The sequence below is a fragment of the Paenibacillus sp. FSL M8-0334 genome, from assembly GCF_038000405.1.
Lineage (GTDB): Bacteria > Bacillota > Bacilli > Paenibacillales > Paenibacillaceae > Paenibacillus_AQ > Paenibacillus_AQ campinasensis.
Window position 1 is genome coordinate 49,003 of the sequence record NZ_JBBOCH010000001.1, and the last position, 24,172, is coordinate 73,174.

The 24,172-nt window shown below is 53.3% G+C and carries 22 protein-coding genes; 2 read left to right on the forward strand and 20 right to left on the reverse strand.

All coding sequences use genetic code 11. The features are described 5' to 3' along the window. Positions 1–25: 25 nt before the first annotated feature. From efp to MKX64_RS00295, 4 genes are all read right to left on the reverse strand, one after another. Entirely contained in the window at positions 26–583 is a 558-nt protein-coding gene (gene efp / locus MKX64_RS00280) for an elongation factor P (RefSeq protein WP_095263398.1), read from the reverse strand. Positions 584–628: 45 nt separating this feature from the next. Next, complete coding sequence (locus MKX64_RS00285; protein ID WP_095263397.1) at positions 629–1,702, reverse strand: M24 family metallopeptidase; 1,074 nt, start codon at positions 1,700–1,702, stop codon at positions 629–631. Between the two features lie 41 nt (positions 1,703–1,743). Then, the gene (aroQ, locus tag MKX64_RS00290) at positions 1,744–2,193 is read right to left on the reverse strand and encodes a type II 3-dehydroquinate dehydratase (RefSeq protein WP_095263396.1); all 450 of its coding nucleotides are present in this window, start codon (positions 2,191–2,193) and stop codon (positions 1,744–1,746) included. 98 nt (positions 2,194–2,291) lie between these two features. Then, positions 2,292–2,789 carry a YqhR family membrane protein gene (locus MKX64_RS00295; protein WP_095263395.1) on the reverse strand — a complete coding sequence of 166 codons (498 nt, stop codon included), beginning with the start codon at positions 2,787–2,789 and terminating at the stop codon, positions 2,292–2,294. Positions 2,790–2,963: 174 nt separating this feature from the next. Between MKX64_RS00295 and MKX64_RS00300 the strand changes: the two genes are divergently transcribed. Beyond that, positions 2,964–3,962 (forward strand): DUF1385 domain-containing protein, encoded by a 999-nt coding sequence (locus MKX64_RS00300; protein WP_095263394.1) that lies wholly within the window; start codon positions 2,964–2,966, stop codon positions 3,960–3,962. 7 nt (positions 3,963–3,969) lie between these two features. Next, positions 3,970–4,299 carry a hypothetical protein gene (locus MKX64_RS00305; RefSeq protein ID WP_095263393.1) on the forward strand — a complete coding sequence of 110 codons (330 nt, stop codon included), beginning with the start codon at positions 3,970–3,972 and terminating at the stop codon, positions 4,297–4,299. A gap of 106 nt (positions 4,300–4,405) precedes the next feature. Here the strand turns inward: MKX64_RS00305 and MKX64_RS00310 are convergent, their stop codons facing one another. The 16 genes from MKX64_RS00310 to MKX64_RS00385 all read right to left on the reverse strand — a co-directional run bounded on the left by MKX64_RS00310 (position 4,406) and on the right by MKX64_RS00385 (position 23,977). Further along, positions 4,406–5,335, reverse strand: coding sequence for a patatin-like phospholipase family protein (locus MKX64_RS00310; protein WP_095263392.1), 930 nt, complete (start codon positions 5,333–5,335; stop codon positions 4,406–4,408). Between the two features lie 63 nt (positions 5,336–5,398). Next, complete coding sequence (locus MKX64_RS00315) at positions 5,399–7,003, reverse strand: family 10 glycosylhydrolase (protein WP_155617367.1); 1,605 nt, start codon at positions 7,001–7,003, stop codon at positions 5,399–5,401. Positions 7,004–7,175: 172 nt separating this feature from the next. Then, entirely contained in the window at positions 7,176–7,601 is a 426-nt protein-coding gene (gene mntR / locus MKX64_RS00320) for a transcriptional regulator MntR (RefSeq protein ID WP_095263390.1), read from the reverse strand. Between the two features lie 192 nt (positions 7,602–7,793). Continuing rightward, positions 7,794–8,507 carry a cytochrome c biogenesis CcdA family protein gene (locus MKX64_RS00325; protein WP_095263389.1) on the reverse strand — a complete coding sequence of 238 codons (714 nt, stop codon included), beginning with the start codon at positions 8,505–8,507 and terminating at the stop codon, positions 7,794–7,796. A 15-nt stretch (positions 8,508–8,522) separates the two neighbouring features. After that, positions 8,523–9,332, reverse strand: coding sequence for a metal ABC transporter permease (locus MKX64_RS00330; protein ID WP_095263388.1), 810 nt, complete (start codon positions 9,330–9,332; stop codon positions 8,523–8,525). A gap of 31 nt (positions 9,333–9,363) precedes the next feature. Beyond that, positions 9,364–10,113, reverse strand: coding sequence for a metal ABC transporter ATP-binding protein (locus MKX64_RS00335; RefSeq protein ID WP_095263387.1), 750 nt, complete (start codon positions 10,111–10,113; stop codon positions 9,364–9,366). Between the two features lie 90 nt (positions 10,114–10,203). Beyond that, a complete protein-coding gene (locus MKX64_RS00340) occupies positions 10,204–11,379 on the reverse strand; it encodes a metal ABC transporter solute-binding protein, Zn/Mn family (RefSeq protein WP_341035183.1) in 1,176 nt (391 codons plus the stop codon). Between the two features lie 193 nt (positions 11,380–11,572). Then, positions 11,573–13,564, reverse strand: coding sequence for a methionine--tRNA ligase (gene metG / locus MKX64_RS00345; RefSeq protein ID WP_341035184.1), 1,992 nt, complete (start codon positions 13,562–13,564; stop codon positions 11,573–11,575). A 423-nt stretch (positions 13,565–13,987) separates the two neighbouring features. Further along, positions 13,988–14,242: a membrane protein insertion efficiency factor YidD gene (yidD, locus tag MKX64_RS00350; protein ID WP_155617365.1), complete on the reverse strand. Its 255-nt coding sequence runs from the start codon at positions 14,240–14,242 to the stop codon at positions 13,988–13,990. Next, a complete protein-coding gene (locus MKX64_RS00355; RefSeq protein ID WP_095263383.1) occupies positions 14,239–14,709 on the reverse strand; it encodes a Fur family transcriptional regulator in 471 nt (156 codons plus the stop codon). The genes yidD and MKX64_RS00355 overlap by 4 nt, the downstream gene beginning before the upstream one ends. A 344-nt stretch (positions 14,710–15,053) precedes the next feature. After that, positions 15,054–17,828, reverse strand: a complete 2,775-nt coding sequence (locus MKX64_RS00360; protein WP_445670823.1) for a stalk domain-containing protein — start codon at positions 17,826–17,828, stop codon at positions 15,054–15,056. A gap of 401 nt (positions 17,829–18,229) precedes the next feature. After that, the gene (gene nagZ / locus MKX64_RS00365) at positions 18,230–19,849 is read right to left on the reverse strand and encodes a beta-N-acetylhexosaminidase (RefSeq protein WP_095398034.1); all 1,620 of its coding nucleotides are present in this window, start codon (positions 19,847–19,849) and stop codon (positions 18,230–18,232) included. Next, entirely contained in the window at positions 19,849–20,670 is an 822-nt protein-coding gene (locus tag MKX64_RS00370) for a response regulator transcription factor (protein WP_095263380.1), read from the reverse strand. The genes nagZ and MKX64_RS00370 overlap by 1 nt, the downstream gene beginning before the upstream one ends. Next, complete coding sequence (locus MKX64_RS00375; protein ID WP_095263379.1) at positions 20,648–22,504, reverse strand: cache domain-containing sensor histidine kinase; 1,857 nt, start codon at positions 22,502–22,504, stop codon at positions 20,648–20,650. The genes MKX64_RS00370 and MKX64_RS00375 overlap by 23 nt, the downstream gene beginning before the upstream one ends. After that, a complete protein-coding gene (locus MKX64_RS00380) occupies positions 22,501–22,638 on the reverse strand; it encodes a hypothetical protein (RefSeq protein ID WP_155617362.1) in 138 nt (45 codons plus the stop codon). The genes MKX64_RS00375 and MKX64_RS00380 overlap by 4 nt, the downstream gene beginning before the upstream one ends. Then, the gene (locus MKX64_RS00385; RefSeq protein ID WP_341035186.1) at positions 22,622–23,977 is read right to left on the reverse strand and encodes an ABC transporter substrate-binding protein; all 1,356 of its coding nucleotides are present in this window, start codon (positions 23,975–23,977) and stop codon (positions 22,622–22,624) included. The genes MKX64_RS00380 and MKX64_RS00385 overlap by 17 nt, the downstream gene beginning before the upstream one ends. Positions 23,978–24,172: the final 195 nt, after the last annotated feature.

Here is a 24,172-nt window from a genome sequence, read left to right on the forward strand (position 1 = left end):
GCCGCTTGCGGTTTCCAAGTCTTCATTATGCACGGGAGATGTACTTGCCGTCACGGGTATCAATCAGAAGCACATCGCCTTCGTTAATAAAGAGCGGAACCTGAACGTTCAGACCCGTCTCTACCTGGGCATTCTTCGTTGCTCCTGTCGCTGTGTTGCCCTTGATGCCTGGTTCGGTTTCTACAACCTTCAGTTCAACGCTGTTTGGCAGGTTGATCCCGAGGATTTCGCCTTGATAGCTGATGATATTTACATTCATATTCTCTTTCAGGAAGTTCAGTTCCCATTCCAGCTGTTCGCTGGTCAAGCTGAACTGGTCATAGGTTTCGTTATCCATGAACACATGCTCTTGTCCGCTTGCATACAGGTACTGAACGCCGCGGTTGTCGATTTGAGCGCGGCCGATCGTTTCGCCTGCGCGGAATGTTTTTTCAACGGTGTTGCCATTGCGCAGGTTTTTCAGCTTGGAGCGAACGAACGCTGCACCTTTACCCGGCTTTACATGCTGGAAATCGAGAACGGTATAGATATCGCCCTCCACTTCTACGGTTAATCCTGTTTTAAAATCGTTAACTGAAATCACTGAAGATCCCTCCTAAGGATAGTTAAATAAATAGCTGCGGTCACATCATGAAAGTACGGTGTAATCCTTGCTGGAGCTTGTCAGGATCTGTATACCCGTTTCCGTGATGACGATATCATCCTCGATCCGGACCCCGCCGAGTCCAGGGAGATAAATGCCAGGCTCTACAGTAACCACCATGCCTGGCTGCAGCACATCGTCGCTCAGCTTGGACAGCCGCGGCGACTCATGCACTTCCATGCCAAGGCCATGACCTGTGCTGTGACCGAAATACTCGCCATAGCCATAACGGTCAATGATATCGCGAGCAAGCGCGTCGGCCTCGCGTCCTGTCATGCCCGGCTTGATATGGGCCAGCGCATGCAGCTGCGCCTCCAGCACAATGTCATAAATCTCCTTTAATTTCGGATCCGGGTTGCCCAGTGCCACGGTACGTGTCAGATCCGAGCAGTATCCGTCCAGCAGCGCGCCAAAGTCGAAAGTGACAAATTCATTGCCCTGAATGACCCGTTCGCTGGCCACGCCATGAGGGAGCGCGGAGCGTTCCCCGGACGCCACGATCGTATCGAACGAAGAGGCGGTCGCGCCATGCTGACGCATGAACATTTCCATCTCCAGATCGATCTCACGCTCGGTTAAGCCCGGCTTCAGAATGCCCAGCACATGGCTGAACGTCTTATCTGCCAAATCCGCCGCCCGCTGCATCACCTGCAGTTCCTCGGCGTCCTTGAATATGCGCAGCTGTTCCACCAGGCCTGATGTAGCTACGAGCTGAATCGGATTCAGCTGCTCGGAGTATGTAGAATATACGCCGTATGTAACATGATCCTGCTCAAAGCCCAGGGAAGTGATGCCCTCCGAAGCGAGAAGCTCCTTCACCGTCTCCATCACCTTCGGTCCATGTTCAACGACCTTGAATCCTTTGGCCTGCTGGGGAGCCTGCGTCATGTAGCGGAAATCCGTAAGCAGATACGCCTCGTTCAAGGTGATGAGTACATAGCCGGCCGATCCGGTAAACCCGGACAAATAACGGCGGTTGATCGGACTTGCAACCAAGACGGCCGACAATCCATCCTGCTGCAGCTTCTCGCGAAGCTTGGTCACTCGATGATTGCTCATATCTTTTCTATCTCCTCTCTCAGATCGTATCAATAGGCCTGTTACTTGGCCTCCTGCCGATCCAGCACCTGGAGCAGCGCCGTCAGTCCGAGACTGTAGCTGTCTGCACCAAAGCCTGCAATCTGCCCTACAGCGACCGGGGCGATGACCGACTTGTGACGAAATTCCTCACGGGCGTGAATATTCGACAAATGAACTTCCACAACCGGAATTCGCGCCGAGCTGATCGCATCGCGAACCGCATAGCTGTAGTGGGTCAGCGCACCGGGGTTCAGCAATATGCCGTCGGCCTTGCCCATCGCTTCATGGATGCGGTCAATGATCGCTCCTTCATGGTTCGACTGAAAGAAGGTAATACCGATACCGGCTTGTTCCGCCTGTTTGCTCAATGACTCTTCGATCGCCTGCAGGCTGAGCGAACCGTAGATTCCCGGTTCCCGAACGCCAAGCAGGTTCAAATTCGGTCCGTTTATCACCCATATGGACTTCATAGGGTTTCCCACCTTTTCGTCAAATAACCAAAAGCTATTTTACCATAGCGGGCATCGCCTTGAGAAGTTTTTATTGTTCGGGCAGGCGGGAGCCCTCTCTAGCTGATCATCTTCTTCGGCTCTCGCAGCTTTTCATCCGTATATTCCTGAGCTGTCGTGTACCCGATAAACAGCCCCCATAGAATAAAGACGCAGAACTCCGATATATTCGAATCCCAGGTCAGCAGCTTGACCGGCCTTGTCATTTGCAGCCACGGGTTTAATACGATGAACAGCATGATCCACCAGACCGCCCCATATGCAATGCCGGGCCAAGGCCCCTTCAGCTTGCGAAACAGAAATACGTACAGCAGCGAGGCGATGACCGAAAAGGCAATGAAGCCAAGCCATCCGGCCAAATGTCCCGCTGTGCTGTTCAGGAAACGATGTTTGAAATACGGCTCCAGCAGAAATCCCGGCAGCACCTGCGTAAAGTTCAGCGTATAAAAAACCCACCGGATCGCCCCCCAGATCAGCCCGGCATAGTAGCCCAGCTCCAGCGCAAAAGCGATCGGATTCGTATGCGGATACTGCTGTCGAAACAGGCGTTCATGCATGTCGCTTCATCCTCCTCTATGCATCCGCACTCCCGGCTCCACTACCGGAAGATGCTCTTTCATGGAAATAAGCTATAGTATGCTCCGATCGCGCCCAGCCTAATCCAACTAGAAATTACTTTCAAAATTCGCTACAATAGGTTTCATAGATTGAATTTCAGGAGGGTGAGCCGGTTGTCCCAAAAATCAACCCCGGTCAGCTACGGCGGTCAGGCTGTCATCGAAGGTGTTATGTTCGGCGGCAAGCATGTCAACGTTACGGCTGTTCGGAGAAAGAACGACGAGATTAAATTTTTGGAGGTTCCTCGCGAAGACAAGGCTTGGGTCCTGAAGCTCAGAAAGATTCCGTTTCTCCGCGGTATTGTGAGTCTCATAGATTCCTCCATTAAAGGTTCCAAGCATTTGAACTACTCTGCTGATGCTTATGCTGACGATACGCTGGAGCCTGAGGAGCGCGAAAAGCAGAAAGAGAAGGAAGAATCGGGCTGGAGCCTCAGCATGATTATCGGCGTTGCCGCCGTCAGTGTGCTGTCCTTCATATTAGGCAAGCTTCTGTTCACCTTGGTCCCTGTTTTCGTAGAGGATTTTTTATTTGGCAACACATTAGACAACTACATTGTGCGTAATCTGATAGAAGGCGTCATCAAGCTGATTTTATTGCTGGCGTATCTGTGGATCATCTCGCAAACGCCTGTCATCAAGAGACTGTTCCAGTATCACGGTGCGGAGCACAAGGTCATTAGCGCATACGAAGCCGGTGAAGAGCTCACGGTGAAAAATGTGCAAAAATATACGCGCCTCCATTACCGCTGCGGCAGCAGCTTCATGATGCTGACCATCGTGCTCGGCGTGGCCGTATATTCCCTCGTTCCATGGGACAATATGACCGAACGGATTGTTCAGCGGATCGTTCTGCTTCCGGTCGTGCTTGGCGTTTCTTTCGAATTCCTCAAGCTGACCAATGCGCTCAGAGACGTCCCAGTGCTCCGCTACCTTGGATATCCCGGTCTGTGGCTTCAGCTTCTGACCACGAAAGAGCCTACCGATGACCAAGTTGAAGTATCCATCGCATCCTTTAACAGAATGCGTGAACTGGATGCTCAGTACGAGAAAGAGAACGTTACCGTTCCGCAATCTGTGACAGGGAGTGTGCTGGATCCCGCGAAAGGATGAGTAATCCATGAGAAGGCATGCCATTATTTTTTGGACTGCAATTACGCTTGCAGCGCTCGGAATTATCAGTATGTTGTTCAACCCAAGTACGAGGAACTATGTTCTGATCCCGGTCATTGTCGTCGGGGTGGTATACCTGCTCTACAAGTTTCCTCCACGAACGAAACGGCATCCGAAGGTAAAGCCATCGAAGCGTACTGCCGCCAAGCTTGCTGCCAAAAACAACGGTGTCCGGAAAAGCAGTCCGCCATCCAAACGGAAGCAATATCCGTTCCAGGTTATCGAGGGCCAGAAAGGGAAATCCGATCCGTCCGACGATCTCCCGAAATATCATTAACATATCCTGGCCCTGCAGCCGCAAGAGGTGTCCATCAAGATCCTAAGATCTTGAGGACACCTCTTTTGTTGCGTGGTCATACGATACGCTTGCCGGTTCGTTGACGCTATAGCCTTCCTTCCGCCTTCCAGCGGGAGAAAAACTGCGTCCCTGCGCGCACCCCCGATGCGTACAGGCTTTCGCTTTCCTCTTTTGTCAGATCGAATTGGGTGGTGCTGATGCCAAGCGTCGGTATTTTGATCGTCCGGCTGCGGTTCCTCTGCTCGATATAACGTTCATCATGGGCGGACAGCATCGTTTCGAACATGGCCGTCATCATGCTGAACGGGCCGTTAATGACGCGCGGCTTATTGCTGTTCTTCCCGACCATCTGAAAGCCGATCACCGGCAGCGGCTTCGGTCCGCCCAGCGAATCTTTATCAAACAGCCACAGCGGGAAATTGCTGAGCAAGCCCCCGTCAACCACGTAAACAAACTGCTCGTTGAAGGATTTGCCTTTCGCCGCCCGTCCCAGCAGCCGAAGAATCACCGGATCAAAAAAATACGGTATGCTGCAGCTCATGCGCACGGCCTTGGCGACCGGAAACGTGGACGGATTAATGCCGTAATGGCGCAAGTCATCAGGCAGCACCAGCAGTCTGCCATTCGTAATGTCCGAAGCGACAATGTACAGTTTCCCGGACGGTATATCTGAAAAGGTCAACATCCCTTTCTCCAGCAAAATGTTGCGGATCCAGCTCTCCAGCGCCTCACCGGAATACAGGCCTCTCTTGATCAGCACCCGAAGCGCCGGACCTACGATTTTGGCATTGAAAATCGGAGCCCGCTTCAGCAAGGAATGAAAAGGCGTGCTCTCAATGATCAGCTTCATCTCATCCGCTGTATACCCTGCGGCCAGTACTGAGGCAACGATGGAGCCTGAAGACGTGCCTGCCACCCTGCTGAATTGAATCCCGGCAGTCTCTGCTGCCTTGACAGCTCCTGCAAGCGAGATTCCTTTGACTCCCCCGCCTTCAAATACAGCGTTTATTTGCATATGAAAATCCCCCGCCTCACATGGTCTATTGACTATGTATGAGAACGGGGGAGTATTCATACCTCAAGGACGTGCCGATGATCTGTAATATGATTGCAATTGATCTTTAAGTCCCAAAGGATTGCTTAGTATATTTTCTGCTCTGAAGAAGATGCTGCCTTTGATTTCACTGTATTGTTGGTTATAACGCAGCTGATTGATAATCTCTGACGCGCTTTGCCAGCCAATCTCCGAGGTGCCCAGCTTGTATGCCGCATGCCCGATCAGCAGATCGACATCGGTTCCGCTCACTTCCCTCACCCACCAGTCGACAAGCACATCGTAATCGACCGCCGGGTTGCTCATGCTCCAGTAGATCTGCGGAGCCACGTAGTCGACCCATCCGTTGCGGATCCAGGCCCGAACGTCAGCATACATGCTGTCATAGGCGGTGACGCCTGCACTGGTCTCCGATCCGCTTGCATCGGTGGACTGATTGCGCCACACGCCGAACGGACTGATGCCAAACTTCACATCCGGTTTGACATGATGGATGCTGTCCTTCAGTCCGCTTACAAACAGGTTGATGTTCCCCCGGCGCCAATCGCCGATGTTGCGGTAAACCCCCTGATTGTAAGTCTGGTAAGCTGCCTCATCATGAAACACCGTATTCGACGGATAGAAGTAATCATCCAGGTGAACGCCGTCGATATCATAGCGGTTGACCACTTCCATAATGACATCAATGATATGTTGTCTTGCTGCCGGAATGCCGGGATTAATATACAGCTGATTGCCTGTATTCACAATCCACTCCGGATGTGCAACCGCGACATGCCTCGGGTCAAGCCCCGTCACATTGGCAGCCGTGTTCGCCCGGAACGGGTTGAACCAAGCGTGAAATTCCATGCCTCGCTTATGCGTCTCTTCGATCATAAAGGCCACCGGATCATAGCCCGGATCGACGCCCTGAGTGCCGCTGACCGTCTTGGACCATGGCACCAGCGCGGACGGGTACAAAGCGTCCCCTGCCGGACGAACCTGCACATAGACGGTATTGATGCCCGTGCGCTGCAGCTCGTCAATCATGCGAATATAATCCGCTTGCTGCTGCTGCACACTGCTTCCAGCCACGGGCCAATCCAGATTGTACACCGTGGATATCCATGCGCCTCTTATTTCATCCGAAGCTGGCGCCCCGGGTTCTCCCGGTTGTCCTGGCTGTACCGGCTGTACGGGCGGGCTAACGATTCTGCTGTACAGATCGATGCGCTGAGCTGCCTGGTTCCAGGATACCCTCAAGCCGAGATTCTCACTGATGAACCGGATCGGCACCATGATTCTTCCGTTTCGGATCTCCACCGATGCGTCAAGCGGCACCGCTGCTCCGTTGACGGTAGCTGTCGTTCTGCCTGACGTTAACGTAATGACCGAGCCATCCTTGCGGATCATTGCGGTTTTCGAAGCCTGATTCCAAGTTACGCTCGCACCGATGCCTTCGCTGATTATCCGGGTCGGCACCATGGTTACATATACTTTAGGAAGTATGTAGGGGGATGTATCGCTGTTCAATCTTTGTCCATCCAGATAAATGCTGATGCCTGCTGACTGTGCTTGTGCAGTCGGAATTACAGAAGGGATACATAATAACAACATCATCAGTACCAATAACCATCTTCGAAGCCTCATGATATAAATTCCTTTCAAAACAAAATTTGCAGGTGGATGAAGAGTGCAGAGAGTGAACGAAAAGGCGCCCCCAAGGCGACCTCTCTAAGGAACCGGGCATGAGCCGCTGCATTAGAAAGCACTTTCCGTCATGTTAGGAAAAGGGCACCTGTCACAGGCGACAGATGCCACATTACGATTCGTTGACTAATTCGTTATGAATGTCACGCAATTCCTGAAGTCGATTCTCGTCACGCTTGAAATATTCGACAAGCGTTTCAATTCTCATAATGGAATCCCAGCTCAAATGATGCTCGATTCCTTCGACATCACGGTAAATATTTTCCTCCTGAACGCCGATCATCTCCAGAAATTCCTCCAGCAAATGATGCCGTTCCATAAGCCGCTTGCCCATCTTCTTACCTTTGTTCGTTAATACCAGCCCGCGGTATTTTTCATAGATCAGATATTCATCTTTATCCAGCTTTTGAATCATTTTCGTGACGGATGAGGGGTGAACCTCCAAGCCTTCGGCGATATCCGAAACGCGCGCATATCCCTTCTCGTCGATCAATTTGTAGATGCGCTCCAAATAATCCTCCATGCTAGGTGTCGGCATCCTTTTCCCTCTTTTCTATAATTACGTGACCCTTCAAAACCGTTCTACCCGCACCTGTAATGATACATGGTTTGAAGACTAGTTGGCAAGTCCCGGAACCTTTTTCTGGCTGAAAGCAAGCCCATTTCTTGTCCGAAACAACGCTGCTGCAGCGCCCGCTAAAACTTGTAAAATGCTAATGACATCAATCTGTCAAAATTTAAGCCACTCCGGCGTAATGCTCTGGAGCCAGATCGTAATCCGGAACATCTGGTTCGTGAACAGCAGCACCCCCATCACAATCATCAATGCGCCGCCGACCTTCATCAGCGTCTGGGAGTACTTCAGAATCCAGCGGGTGGATCCGATGAAAAACGCCAGGACAAAAAATGGCACGGCAAAGCCCAGCGAGTAAGCGGTAATGAGCGGGAACCACGTCCCCGGATCGGTAGCAGCAAGCGCAATAATCGCCATCAGAATCGGTCCGACGCAAGGCGACCAGCCTGCGGCAAAGCCGATCCCGAACAAAAAGGTGCCTATGTATCCTGCCGGCTTGCCTTTAAAATTGAATTTGAAATCTTTCATCAGCATCCGCGGCTGAAAAATACCTAACAGCATAAGTCCCATCAACACGATAAGCAGCGCGGAGAGCTGACGGATCAGTCCCTGGTATTCGATAAAAAATTCGCCGAACAGTCCGGCGCCCCATCCGAGGGAGTAATACACTGCCGAGAAGCCGAGGATGAACGCCAGCGTATGGGTCATCGTACGGAAGCGGACATCTTTGCGGCTTTGCTCATTCTTCAGATCATTGACGGACATCCCCGTAATGATCGACAGGTAGGAAGGGTACAGAGGCAAACAGCAGGGAGAGATAAAGGATGCGAGCCCCGCGGCAAACGCAATTCCAATATGAATATCGGCCATGACTATCAGCCCTCCTTAGGTCGTCGTAAAACCTTTTCTGCCCAGCATCGTAATGACAAGCAGTGCAATCAGCAGCAGCACAATTGTGGCGCCTGGCGCCAGATTGAACAGTCCGGCCATCATCAAGCCTCCGATGACAGCCAGCTCCGAGATGATCACCGACAAAATGATGGAGGACCGGAAGCTTCTGGCGAGCAGCAGACTGATTGCCACCGGAATCGTAAGCAGCGCGGACACAAGCAGGGCGCCGACGATTTTAATCGCTGTGCTGACAACAAGCGCGGTCAATACCGTGATCAGCATGTTCATCATCTTCACGGGCAAGCCGCTTACACTGGCGGCATCCTCCTCGAAGCTAAGCAGGAAAAACTCCTTGAACAGCAGCGCAACGACAGCAATGACAACCACGGTTACGCCGGCTACCATATAGATATCGGTTGTGTCCAGCGTGTAGATGCTGCCGAACAGATAACTCATGACATCGGTGTTGTACCCCATTCCCAGCGTGAAGAAGAGGGAGGCCAGCGCCACACCGCCGGACATGATGATGGCTATCGACAGCTCGGCATAGCTTTTGTAAGCCTTGCGGAGCTTCTCGATCGCAAAGGACGCGAGCACTGCAAACACGAGGCCGGCTGCGATCGGGTATACCTCAATCAGAAAGCCGAGCGCCACGCCCGCGATGGTCACATGGGACAGCGTATCGCCGATCATGGACAGCCGGCGCAGCACGAGAAACATCCCGATGAGCGGTGCCGTAATGCCGATCAACACGCCGCCGACAAGCGCCCGCTGAAAAAAATCGCTAAACAATATATCAAGCAATGATAACGTCTCCTTCACCTACGATGTTCAATCAAACGAGAGAATGCTGAAGATCCTCTTCCGCACAGTTCTCTATTTCATGCGAGTGCCGGACAAAGAACTGGATTTTGCCGTTCTGCGAGACCGGGGATTCTCCCAAATAATCCTTCACCATATCCAGATCATGGGTCACCATCAGGAACGTCATGTGATGGCGGGCGTGCATATGGGTAATCAGATCAAAAAAACCTGCCTGCGTCTCCGCATCGATCCCGATCGTCGGTTCGTCCAGAATGAGCAAATCCGGCCGGTTGATCAGCGCCCGGGCCAGAAAGACCCGCTGCTGCTGTCCGCCGGACAACGCACCGATCCGCTTGTCCGCAATATCCTGAATACGCATCACCTCAAGCGCATCATCACATTTCTGCTGGTCCTGACGGGACAGGCGCTTGAACAGGCTTTTGCGATTGTAGAGGCCGGACATCACCACCTCCCGCACCGTGGCAGGGAACAAGGGGTTAAATGCGTTTTTTTGCGGAACATAGCCGATGCGCTCCCAGTCCTTGAATTTGCGGATCGGTGTGCCGAACAGCTCAATCGCCCCTTCTGCAGCAGGCAGCAGCCCGACAATCATGCGCAGCAGCGTCGTTTTTCCCGCGCCGTTCGAGCCGACGATCCCGACAAAATCCCGCTCCTTGACCGAGAAGTTCAGATCGCGGATGACCTGCTGGTCTCTATAGCTGAAAGAAACCTTGTTTAATTGTATGATGGATTGATGGCAATCCTGTACTTCCGGCTCCATAAATCTGGCCGCCTTTCTATGGATAAAATCGAATATTCGAATGCATGTCTTAAAAAAAGTGTAAGATGGGGATTAGAATCCCCATCTTATTTATTGTAAAGCCTTCTTCAGATTTTGCAAATTTTTCTCCATCAGTGTGAAGTAGTTTTCCCCGCGCTCCGCCTGCTCTTTCGTCAGGCCTTCCACCGGGTTCAGCACCAGCGTGTCGACGCCGGCTTCAGAAGCAAGCATTTTGGCAATCTTGTCAGACACCAGTTCCTCAAAGAACACGTACCGAATTTGGTTGTCTCTGACGATGTTCGCAAGCTTGACAATATCCTGCGCTCTTGGCTCCGCATCTGGTGACAAGCCCATGATCGCATGCTGTGTCAGTCCGTAGTCGCGAGCCAAATATCCGAAGGCCTGGTGTGAAACGACGATATCTTTTTTCGGCAAGCCAGACAGCTCGGTCTCAAAATCTTGATCCAGCTTGATCAGCTTCTGCTGGAGCGCTTCAAATCGCTGCTCATAGCCTTCCTTGTTCGCAGGGTCCACCTCGATCAGACTGTTCTTGATGTTCTCAGCCATAATGAGCGCCGATTTCGGGCTTACCCAAGTGTGGGGGTCGGTGTGATGGCTGTGATTGTGACCGTCGCCGGATGTGTCTGCGCCTGTGTCTTCTTCAGCTGCGTGATCCGCTTCCGCCTCATGACTGTGATCATCCCCGGCATGTTCTTCTTCATGAGCGTGGTCATGACCTTCATGCTCATGATCATGCTCATCTTCATGGGCATGATCGCCAGTCTCGTGCTGGTGATCGTCATGAGCATGGTCATCATGAGCGTGGTTATCTTCCTCATGTCCCGGATCCTCTACGGCTCCGCCATGATTATGACCGTCGTCTCCCTCGGCGTTAATCAATTGGATCCCTTGGCTGACTTCAACCGCCTTCACCTCGGAATCCTTGTTCAGCCCTTTCAGGAACCCTGGAACCCAGCCCTCCAGCCCGGCTCCATTGTACAGGAACAGCTGCGCTTTGGACGTGTTCAGGATGTCCTGACTCTTCGGCGTCCAATCATGGGGCTCCACTCCCGTAGGCAGCAAACTGATTACATTCGCATCTTCGCCGCCGATTTCCTTGGCAAACTCATATATCGGATAAAATGTTGTAATCACGTTGACTTTGCCTTCCACAATGCCTCCCGAGCTGTTTCCACAGCCGGTGATCGCGAGGATAATCGTCAGCAGGATGGCTGACATCCATGTTGCTTTTTTCTGTCTCTTCATAACTCAAACTCCGCTCCTATCAACTAATCGTAATGATTACTATCAAGATTATAAGAGCAAACATGAGCCAAGTCAACATAAATCGTAACGGTTACTATTAATGTTCATTCATAGCCAGAGCTGCCTCCGGCAAAAAAGCGGAATGCCTTGGCCAAGGCATTCCGCTTCCATATAAGGCTTCACGATGAGCCGTTTATTTAACAACCGCGCCATTAGGCATGCTGTCCGGCACCGTAGCCAGCGTCAGCTGTTCTCCTTCGGAGGCCGCCAGAATCATGCCCTGAGACAGCTCTCCTCTCAGCTTGACCGGCTTCAGGTTCGTCACACAGATCACCTTGCGACCGACCAGCTCCTCCGGCTTGTAAAATTTCGCGATGCCGGATACCACCTGGCGCTGCTCAAAGCCGAGATCCAGCTGCAGCTTGAGCAGTTTATCCGCCTTCTTCACCGGCTCACAGGCGATAACCTGGGCGACACGCAGCTCCACCTTCGCAAAATCCTCGATGCCGATCTCCTCTTTAAGCTCCACTGGCTCCGCTGCTGTTTCACTGCCAGCAGCCGGATTCTTGCCGCCTTCACCTTCGGATGCGGAAGCTGCCGCCCCGCCGGTCATGGCGCTGGCAATGTAGGCCACTTCAACTTCCGGGTCAAGACGCGGGAAGATCGGATCTCCCTTGTGCAGCTTGGTGCCGCCCGGAATAGCCCCCAATGTGCGGCCGCTGTCCCATGCGGTCAGCTCGCCTTCCTCGATGCCGAGTTGCGCCCAAATTTTGCGAGGGGTGCGGGTCAGGAACGGCTGCAGCAGAATCGAGGCAATCCGCAGCGACTCCACCAGATGGCTCATGACAGAAGCCAGCTCCTCGCGCTTGCTCTCATCCTTCGCCAAGGTCCAAGGCTGCGTCTCATCAATATACTTGTTGCTGCGGCTCACGAATTGGCTGATCGCCGTCAAGGCCACGGAGAACTCCATATTCTCCATAGCGGCTTCCACTTTGTCATAGACAGCCTGCGCCGCTTCTTCCAGCGACGCATCAAACGCCGTAACTCCCGCGCGGAAAGCCGGAACTTCTCCGCCGAAATATTTATCTACCATAGCGACTGTACGATTCAGCAGGTTGCCCAGATCGTTGGCCAGATCGGAATTCACGCGCTCTACAAAGCTTTCCGGCGTAAACGTGCCGTCCGCTCCGAATGGAACCTCGCGCAGCAAGTAATAGCGCAGCGCATCGAGGCCATAACGGTCGATCATCGTGACCGGATCAACGACATTGCCTTTGGACTTGGACATTTTGCCATCCTTCATCAGCAGCCAGCCGTGTGCGAACACCTTCTTCGGCAGCGGCATATCCAGCGCCATCAAGATGATTGGCCAGTAAATCGTATGGAAACGGACAATCTCCTTGCTCATCAGATGAACATCCGCCGGCCAGTACCGCTCATACAGCGAGCTGTCCTCTGAACCGTAGCCAAGCGCCGTCACATAGTTCAGCAATGCATCGATCCATACATAGATCACATGCTTCGGATCACTCTTGACCTTGACGCCCCATTCATAGGTTGTACGGGAAAACGAGAGATCCTCCAGCCCCGGCTTGATGAAGTTGTTAATCATTTCATTCTTGCGGGAAATCGGCTGAATGAAGTCCGGATTCTCCTCATAATATTGCAGCAGACGATCGACATATTTGCTCATCCGGAAGAAATAGCTTTCTTCCTTGACCAGTTCTACTGGCCGGCCGCAGTCCGGGCATTTGCCGTCCACAAGCTGCCGCTCCATAAAGAACGATTCGCACGGGGTACAATACCAGCCTTCATATTCGCCTTTATAAATGTCGCCCTGCTTCAGAAGCCGCTCGAACACGTCCTGTACGACACTCGTATGACGCTTCTCCGTCGTCCGAATAAAGTCTTCATTCGAAATATCCAGCTTCTTCCACAGCTCCTTGATGCCAGCCACGATGTCATCCACGAACTGCTGCGGTGTCTTGCCAGCCTCTTGCGCTTTGCGCTCGATCTTCTGTCCATGCTCATCCGTCCCCGTCAGATAACGGACGTCATAGCCGCGCAGACGCTTGTACCGGGCAATCGCATCCCCCGCCACCGTTGTGTAAGCATGCCCGATATGGAGCTTGTCGCTCGGATAATAGATCGGCGTCGTAATATAAAACGTCTTCTTGTCTGTCACTTGGCACCATCCCTTTGCACTGAATTGAATTGATTGTGAAATTTGACCTGCTTGCTGCTTGCTGCTTGCTGCAAAACAGCAAAAAACTCCCGCCCCCTATGGGACGAGAGTTGATCTCACGTGTTACCACCCAATTTCCCTGCGTCCTTGACAGACCGCAGGCTCATCAGCCGCGCATAACGGCTGTCCATTAACGCTGGATCACGCCGCTCCTTTACGGCAGCTTCAGGCAGATGCTGCAAGCGCTCAAAAGCGGATCCTCCAAGACCATTTTCCGAAATCAGCCAAGACCGGTTTGCAGCTTCCCCGGCTCTCTGTACAAGGCTTGTCGTTTCGTACTTATCTCTTCCTCGGATATTGCGATATCGGTATAGTTGTATTCATTTTATTAAAGCTCTATCCACGATGTCAAGCGATGCCGTACTATTCCGCTTCCACCCGTGTTTTCTGGCCGCCGGGCGGTGGAACCAGGTCGATTCCGCCCGGATGGAATGGATGGCATTTGGCGATTCGCTTGGCCGCCAGCCAGGAGCCCCTCAGCGCTCCGTGCACCTCAATGGCTTCCAGCGCATAGGCCGAACAGGTCGGGTAAAATCTGCAGGTCGCCGGTTTGAGCGGCGAAATGTATTTCCGATATACATGGATTGGAACTTGAACCACCCTGCGCGCCGCCTTCATCCCCGCTCATCCCGCCTGGCCGCGCCCACGCCTGACATCGGCTTGCCGCCCTCTTCCTGTCCGCATTCGCGGCAGTAGCCAAACACCTCGAATTTATGCTGTACAACCTGGAAATCATCCGGAGCGTCTGTCAGCTGCATCGGACAGAACGTAATCGGATACGTCTTCTGACATTGCAGGCAGATCATGTGATGATGGTGATGATCTTCGCTGCAGCGGCCTCTGAACTTGACCCCTTCTTCGAAGACGACTTGCTCGAGAACTCCCAGATCGTTCAAAACGCGCAAATTGCGATAGACGGTATCAAAGCTGAGACCGCTGTACTTCTGCCCCATATATTCATATACATCTTTGGCCGTCAAATATCCCGAATGTTCGCCAAACAGCTTGGCGAGCGTCTTCCGCTGATCGGTAATGCGCAGCCCGTGTTCCGACATGGCTTCGATGATCTGATCTGTCGTAAGCATACGCGGCTGACCTCCATTTCTGTCGATGCTTGTTCTTTCAGTCTATTATCAATTTCGGGTACCGGCCTCTTCCGATTTCTAAGCCAACCCCTCTACCGAATCGGCATGAACGCTCAATTACAAGTAGAAAGCCGCACCAAAAGACGTGCACAATTCTCCCTTAATAATGCCTGAAAATGATAGTATCGTCAATGAACGGCCTCATTGCCTGATCGCCGGGCATCTCGAAAATACGAAAACACCCCCCGTTCTGTAACGGAGGGTGCGGAATTCTATCCTAGGATAAAGGTAAAAGGGCATGCATGCAGTTCATATCACGGCAGGCGGCTCATCCCGTCCAGCGCTTACTTGCTTTCCGGAAGCGGCTGGAGCAGCAGATTGACCGGCAAGCTGCTGCCTGGGGCAGCAGTGAACAGAATCTCTACGCTCCGCTCATAATCCCCTGTGCGATAGAGCACGGTTGCTTCATGCGGTGCGGCTACCGCCCCGCTGTTCGGCACGTTGATAATGTTGCCGTTGACCATCACTGCGCCCATGTATCTGCCTCCACGCGGATTCAGCGTGATCAGCGTGTTCGGGGCGACGCGATGGAGCTTGATTTTGTACAGCACACCAAAGTTGCCGGAATTGGACTGCGGAACGCCAGTGATGCCATCAAAGCCTTCCAGGTTCGGATCATTAACGCGATCGCCGATCGCAATTCTGGCCGGCGTATCGCCCACCCGTTCATAAGTCTCAATGATGCGCGTTGCATCCGCATAGGTTCCTCTGTTATGCACGCCGTCAACCGGCTGCAAAATGAGATGAGGCAGCTTCTGGATCGGGTCCTTCGCCTCATCGATCATAATGACATCGTAACGGATCGGCGAGTCGGTATACAGATCGGCAAACATGGAGACCACATGTCCGTTCGCAAGCGACTGTCTGCTCAAATCATCCAGGATAACTCTGCTCTCACCCGGCGCCAGCGAGATGGTCTTGAAGCTGTCCGCGGACTGCATCGACTCGAGATAGCGCTGAACGGATGCCCGCCCAGTAGCCGTCGGAATATCAATCGGACCGCCCATGCCGGTGTATTGGGTAGTGATCCGTGCTGGGGTGTTGTTGATGTTGGTGGCCACCACGTACATTTTCATTCGCTTGCCTGTAGCGTTCAAATGGTGGATCATGAACCGCGTGTTGCCAACGCCAACCTCACGGTACACGATACCCTCCCGGTACACCGTTTCAGGCGAATTGCTTCGGATCAGAAGCGCAGGCTCCGATCTTCGGGTAATCGGCACGAGATTCATCGACGGAACCTCCAGCCCGTTGAATGTGAACTTGTCCCCGATTTCGGTAAACATATGATTGAATTCATCGCGGGTGTACATCACCTCGCTGGAGACCTGAATAACCTGCTGATAGCTGGAGGTCGCTCCATGGCTGTCGGTGACGACAAGCGTTACCGTATGACGTCCAGCCGTAAAGAAGGCTGGTTCGTTATTCTCCCAGCGGTAGGTGATCTCATCGCCAGGATCGCGGTCATAGCTTTGATTGATGTACGTAATTTTCTCGCCGATTTTATACTCTTTCTTGTCTGTCATAAACATGGCGACAGGCGGTGTATTCGGCGCCTTGACTTCAATGTTCACATAGTACGGATCGCTCCACTGTCCGCTCGAATCCTGAACGGAATAGGAAACGGTATGCAGGCCCGGTTCATGAAACAGGTCCTGACGTCCTTCCCAGCGCTCATCCACGATATCCAAGCCGACTGGAGAGTGTGCGCTAGTGGAATACCGCACCCGGGTCTGTCCGGCAAAAATCTCGCCCGGCTGAACCGTAAAGGAGGCGATCGGCTTGGTAGAAACGTTGAGAATGACCCGTTTGTTCGGCTGATCCACCCGATACGGAATGTCCAGCGCTTGCGTGATGGAGGTCAGCGGCACCATGAACACATTGTTCGATTGGTATGCTGCGCCTTTCATCGTTCTTTGCTGACCATTGACGGTGTACACATTGCTGTTCGTTTTAAAGCGCAGCACGTCATTGCCGCGTGTAATGATCGTTTCCTTCGTGGTGTTGTCGTAGGTTAGCCGCAAGCCAACCCGGTCCACCAGCGCCCGAATCGCCACGTAGGACACGCCGTTTGTGACTGCCATCGGTTGACCGGCGGTGTATTCCCGGCCGTTTTGCACCATTCTGGCACTGTTCATATACAGAACCAAATCATGCGGTCCAACGCCCGGAATATTCGGCGTTCCGGTTCCCGGGTTGGCCGTGCCTCCCCCAGGCTGTCCACTGCCGCTTTCCATTCGCGCAAGGTCCAGAATGACCCGCTTGCCCGGCTGATCAACGGAGTACGGAATGCCAAGTGCCTGCGTAATCGCCGTCAGCGGCACCATGAACACATTGTTCGACATATAGGCTGTGCCCCTCATCGCACGGGTCTCGCCGTTCACTTTATAGTTGCTGCTTCCGTTCGTGAAGCGAAGCTCATTGCCATTTTTCAGAATGATTGTTTCTTTCGTCTGGTTATCATACCTTAACGTCAATCCGGCCCGTTCTACCATCGCGCGGATCGCTACATAGGATACGCCGTTCTTCACTGCCATCGGCTGGCCGGCCGTAAACTTCTCACCATTGTGGTACATGACGTCGCTGTTCATCAGCAGCACCAGGCTATTAGGGGCAGACGCTGCCGCTAAACCGCTTGCAGAGCTTGTGGCCACTGCCTGAGAATTCGCCGCGGTCCCTTCCGTTTGACCGGACTCCGTTGCAGGCTCTCCTTCGCTTGGCTCCGAGGTGATCGACTCCTGCTCCGTAGCGTCCGAATGGCTCACAGATGCTTCATCCGTTTCTCCGCCGGACAGATCGCCATCGTGTGACACAACTTCTGCTCCATCGACAGCCGTGAACCCTTCACTGGCCGGGGACTCCATATCTGCTGACACACCATCCGCAAGGCCAGACTCCCCGGTCAAGCTGCTCGGATCTTCTTCAAGAGATGAAGGCACGGTATTGCTTGATGATACCGTCGTTGTTGTCCAATCCTGTGATTCTGCTACTACGGGTACAGTGCTCATGACCTGGGCCGCAGCAAGCACGGTAATCATCGTAAATCTTCTAAAATTCATCATTTGCTCCTTTATTGCACGTTATAGTTGACTTAAGCTAAGAATAACTGCGAAATCATATCATTAGACGCAGAAAATGCGAAAAAGTTGCTATTATCATGTCGAAAATAGCAATCTGAGAGAATCCATGGATATCCTATTCTGAATCGAAAGTCATAGACCAGCACTCGGTCTGCGGGGACGTTCAATGGTGAGAAATCGATAGAGGGGACTTCATCGTCAGAGAGGCAATGGTATTCTGTTCATCTATATATCGGTAACCACACGTGGAATGTTTATGTCGAAGATGTGAATGATGATGTCAAAAAAACGGACATATGCCCCTGCATCTGCTTGAAACGCTTTATCAGATCTACAGGGGCATGGGTTCTCACATCCGTATGTCCATATCTATGGATAGGTTAGGAGCTATGAGCGAGCGGGTACTCTTCGCCAAGCGCCACCGGCAGCTTGCCTTTCGGCTTGAGCTTCCCAATCAAGGCGGCCGCTGCCGCCTGCATCAGAGGCGGCGTGTTCTCATAGCTGCACAGATAGGTTTTGATTCCTTCAAGAAATTCGATGTCATACGGGTTGCGCGAAGCCAGCACAACCAGAGACCCGCGCTGCAGTGAAGCCAGCTTGTTCACCAGCTGCTGCTGGCCATGCGGCAATCTGCTCTCGGCCGTATAGGTGACGGCGATGATCTGCTTGTACCCGTCGGCATCTTGGACGACCTGCGCCACTTCCTCGTCCGTCATATCAGTGCTGATACGCAGCTCGCGCACGGGCACGCCATAGTCCTTCAGGGCGTCACCAAGGGTGTAGCTTTTGCTCCAGGCCTCATCGACCTGGGTCGCTTGGCGCAGCTCCGGCCAGATGACCAGCGTATCCACATCCTTGCGGATCGGCAGCTGCCCCTCATCCTTCACCAGTGTCAGGCTTCTTCCGGCGATGGCATACAGAAGCTGCTGTACTTCCTCCTGTGGCACACCGGATGCCGAGAGCGGAAGCTGCTCACGCTGCTTAATCTGCCGCTGCTTCAAAGCGAGAATCCGCTCCACCGATGCGTCGATCCGGCTCTCCGGAATTCTTCCGCTCCGGACCGCTTCCACAACCGCCCGAATGGCTGCGTCCTGCTCCGCATAGGTGTGGCTGACCAGCACGCAGTCGGCTCCCGCCAGTATTGCGAGCACGGCGCCTTCCGCCACGCCATACTGCTTGGAGATGGCATGCATCTCCAGGCAATCGGTAACGATCAGCCCTTGGAATCCCATCTCCTCACGCAGCAGGCCGGTCAATACCGGGCGCGACAATGTAGCAGGATAGCCGCTGTCCTCGATCGCCGGGAAGCTAACATGGGCGGTCATAATCGCATCAACGCCCTCGCGGATCGCTTGTGCAAACGGAACCAGCTCCACCCGGTTCAGCCGCTCCCGGTCATGCGGCACGGAGGCTCTGCCCAGATGGGAATCCACACTTGTGTCTCCATGTCCCGGGAAATGCTTTGCTGTTGCCGACACCGCTTCCTCCTGGTAGCCGCGGATAACGGCGCAGCCAAGGCGGGCAACCGCTTCAGGGTCTTCGCCGAAGGATCTCACCCCGATCACCGGGTTGCGAGGGTTGTTATTGACATCAAGGCATGGCGCAAAATTCATGTTGACGCCTACCGATCGCAGCTCGCGCGCACAGATTTGGGCGGCGATGTACGCATCCTCTTCGCGGCCGGACGCCCCCAGGGCCATGCTGCCCGGAACCCGGCTGACTCCGTCCTGGTCGATCCTCGCCACCATCCCGCCTTCCTGGTCAATCGCGATAAACAGCGGCGGCTGATCGCCGGCGGCCGCCAGCTCCTGCAAGGAATCGGATAAGGCCGACAGCTGGCTTAACGAACGAACATTGCGGCGAAAATAGATGATTCCGCCTACCTGATGTTGCTCCACCAGTGCCCGGGCATGCTCATTAGCTTCAATATCATCAAAGCCGCATATAAACAACTGTCCTACCTTTTGCTCCAAGCTCAACGATTGCAACGTCCACTTCATCAATTGGGCACCTGCTTTCCTATAGTCGATTTGGTTATATGGCTCTTCCCCGTCAGCTCCCGGTACTCGGATGGCGTCATTCCGGTCGCCTTCTGGAACACTCTCGTGAAATATCGCCGTTCATGATAACCGACGTATGCGCCGATCTGGGTAATGCTTCGATCGCTGTTCTCCAGCAGGAACCTGGCTGCCTCCACCCTTTTGCCGGTCAAGTACTCCACAAATGTCTGCCCGACATGGTTCTTAAACAGGAGGCAGAAATAACTCGGGCTGATGCCAAGCAGCTCTGACAATTCCTCAATGCCAAGGTCCTGGCCCATATGCGTGTTGATATATTCCAGAGCGGCGGTCATCATCTGCTCGGGTGTTCTTTTGCCCGTGTCATCCGGCTCCGGCGTATCGTCGAATAGAGGAAGATGGCCGTAATATCGTTCCTTCGCCTGTTTGATGCGAATTTCCTCGCCTGTCTCCCGAATCTTCATCTCAAGCTCCCCGTAATGGATCGGCTTGCTGATATAATCCTTCACACGAAGCTTGATCGCTTCTCTTGCATATTCGAATTCCTCATAACCGGTCAGCAGAAAGATCTCCGCATGGCAACCCTGCTCCCGAAGCTTCGCTATAAACGTCAAGCCGTCCATGACCGGCATGCGTATGTCGCTAAGCACGAGATCGGGCGTATACCGGGCAGCCAGATCCAGCGCCTCCATACCGCTTCGCGCCAGTCCGGACACCTCCATCCCCATCTCGCTCCACGGCAATACCTGGTGAAGGTTGCGCAGAATCGGAGCTTCATCGTCAACCAGCAGTACTTTCAGCATGTTCCCACCGCCTTCCATCGTGATAAGGGATTACGCATTGAATGACCGTGCCGCCAGGACGGCTGGAGCAGATGTACAGCCCGTAATAATCGCCGTACTGGATCCTTATGCGGTCGGCAACACTCCTTATGCCCAGCCCCCGCTGTTCCCGGTTCTCCATCACATGATCCGGCGCTTCATCAACGTGATTGTCCACAGGATCATCGCTCGCCATGTATTCAAAAGCCGCCAGCTGCTCGGCGTCCATCCCGAGTCCGTTATCCTCCACACGTATGATGACGTTGCCCCGCTCCTTCCAGGCCGTGACCCGGATCATACCCTTGTACGGGATGCCTTCAAACCCGTGCTGGATGCTGTTCTCCACCAGCGGTTGCAGCGTCAGCTTCAATATTCGGCTCATTCTGAGCTCTTTCGGGATATCAATCTCGTAATCGAACACGTCCTCAAAACGGAATTTCTGGATCTCCAGATAGCTCACCAGATGCTTGATCTCCTCTTCCAGTGTGATTTCCTCCCGCTCCTGGATGCTGATCCGCAATATGCTGGCCAGCCGGTACACCATCTCGCTCACCTTGCGCCCCTCATTCTGCACAGCCAGAACGTTGATCGACTCCAGCGTATTAAACAGAAAATGCGGCTTGATCTGGGCCTGGAGCAGGCGCATCTGGGCTTCGGTGTTCTGCCTCTGCTCCTGCTTGATCTGGGCAAACAGGCCGTTGATCCGGTTCATTAAATTGTTGAAGCCCTTGGACAGCAGCAGCAGCTCATCCTCGCCCTTCTCCTCCACCCGGGCATTCAGGTCCCCGTCTTCAACCCGGCGCATAAACCTGACGATGACGGCAATGGTGCCGGTAATCCGGTTCATGAACAAGCGGTTGAACACAATTGCCGTTACAAGGCAAGCGCCGATAATGACCAAAAACCATTTGGCAAATGAGGTGACTTCCTGAGACAAAGAATTCCAGTCCGTGAAAGACACCAGATTCCAGGCATAATCATCCAGATGATAGATGGAAACGATATTTTCCTCTCCGTTAAAATTCGCCTTGAAACTTTGGTATCCCTCCCTGAATTCCACATTCTGCCTCAAATATTGTCGAATGTTCTGCCCGTCCATCGTGCCGCCCGGGTCGAAAAGGATAAGCCCGTCGTTGTTGACCAGCATGAAGGAGGTGTTCTGATGATTGTTGGAAAGTGTCAAGTTGCGAAAAATATCCTCGAACTCCCAGGTCTTGATCTGGACAACGAGAAAACCGAGCTTGCGCAGCGTGTTGACATCCTTGACGAGCCGGATCTGCGTGAACACCGGCTCCGTGCCGGTCAGTTCCGGGAATTCATGCGGCGCGAGCCACTTCGGAATCCCGTTCAGTTCGATCACTTCATGATAGAGTCGGTTGTTCTTGAAATCATCAAACGGAAGCGCCTGGAAATTTTCTTTGCTGAAAATCGGAATCGGCGCGGACTCGCGGTTGAAATGGTACAAAAAAGCGTAGTTGATCGCTGGGTGATTGTACAGAAGGTTGCGGAAGCTGCGCTGCCGCTCGTTCAGGTTGAGCAGCTCCGAATCGGTGATCAGGTTCTGGGAATCCGGATCCTTGGCGCTGAGCGCCATCGCAAACACCGAGGTGGCAATCCCGTTGTCGGTGACATACTCCATCTCCTTAAACACGCTCGATATGCTGTAGCTGATCGCCTTTAGCGAATATTCGGCCTGCTGGCTGTATTTTTTCTCGATCGAATTGTAGGTGATGAAAAATGTAAATAAGCCAAGCGCAAATAACGGAATGATGATCAATCCCAAAAATGCGGTAAACAGCTTGTTCCTTAAATTCATGTGTTTGCTCCCGTAATGCTCAAGTTATAGCGGGCCAGCCCCACGCCACGATTGGTGAAATTCACTCCGTCTGCCGGAACAATGCTGCTGCCGGATAACATGACTGACCGCATCCACTCATTCCCTTCCCGCATTGGCTGCCTCCTGTACCTCCTGAACCCGCATCAGCATATCCCTGGCCCCGATCTTGCCGCCAATCACCTGCTGGATGCCGATGCTCAGTTCCGTATTGACCTCAGCTTGGACGAGGGCGTCAAAGGCCGGGTACGACTTGTCGATGTCGTTCAACGCCTTGAAAATGTCCTGCAGCAGCGGATCATCCGAGGTGGAATTCATCACGGCCAGGTCCATCTTCATCGCCGGCAGCACGCCGTCCTCCTTCAATCCTCTAAGCTGCATCTCCTCATTCCACATCTGCTTGATAAAGAGCTTGACCGCGTGCAGCTTCCGCGGGTCTTTGGCAACGGCGGCAGAAAAACCGTACCCGTTATTCGCATCCTGCATCACGACAATCGGGTCGTCTTCATGGACCGGTGGAAGGTTAAAGTACCCGATCTGCCCCACCAGCTCACCCGCCTGCTCCGGATCACGAAAGATGGAGTTGGCCCAGGAGCCGTCCATCATCATTACCGCTTCGCCGGAGATGAGCTGCTCTCTCATGTCGGCATAATCAAGGCCAAGCTCGCCTTTTTTGAAATATCCCTTCTCCACCCATTCCTGGTGCTTCTCTACCCCTTCGACCACCTGCGGGTCTGTCCATTTCGTATCGCCGGTCTTGAAGCCGTAGGTGACCCCGGGGCCGGCGTAGTAACTCCACAGGTTGTTGGTCAGCATGAGCGGAATCCAGGCATCCTTGGAAGACTGGGCAAAGGGCACCTTCCCGTCCGCTTTGATCGCATCGGCAACCTGCTCAAGCTCCGCAAGCGTACGGGGAACGCTGAATCCTTTTTCCTCGAAATAAGGTTTGTTGTAATAAATGCCCTCAATCGTGCTTCCGATCGGCAAGCCGTAAATTTTTCCGTCATGGGTGAACGGGTCCAGCGTCGTGAATTTGTCCCTCAGCTCCAGCTCATCCAGAATCGGCGTCAGATCGAGCATCAGCCCTTCCTTGGCATACAGTCCGGCTTCCGGGCTCCCGAACACATCAAAGATGTCCGGTGGCTTGCCCGCAGCCATCTCCCCTCTCAGCTTCTCCTTGCGGTTCACCTCGGCATCCACCGCATCCAGCCGGATGGTCAGGCCAGGTACGGCCGCTTCCGTTTTGCGTACTACCTCATTAAGCAGGGCGAGGCGAAACTTCTTGGAGTCGCCCACCTGTGTATGACGGACGGTCATTTCAAACGGATCGGAGCTGACGCTGCCCGCTTCTTCCCCAGGCTGTGCAGACTCGCCGCCGGGAACACTGCAGGAAACGAGGAGTATGGAGGCTGCCAGCCACCAAGCGATCCAGATCGCGGCGCGTTTATCGTTCATCGTTCATGACCCCTTCAACAATAACCGGTATTTTGTAAGCTTTCAGTCCCCTGATTCTCTGTTTATATCCCATTATAGAAAGCGATTTCGGTTTGCGGAAGGTCACTTTTGGCTATAGCAGGGATAAAATCGTCCACAGCTCTCGCGCCATTGCCTGCTTCCGGCAGGGGTTCTAACGTGATAGCTTGCCTGCAG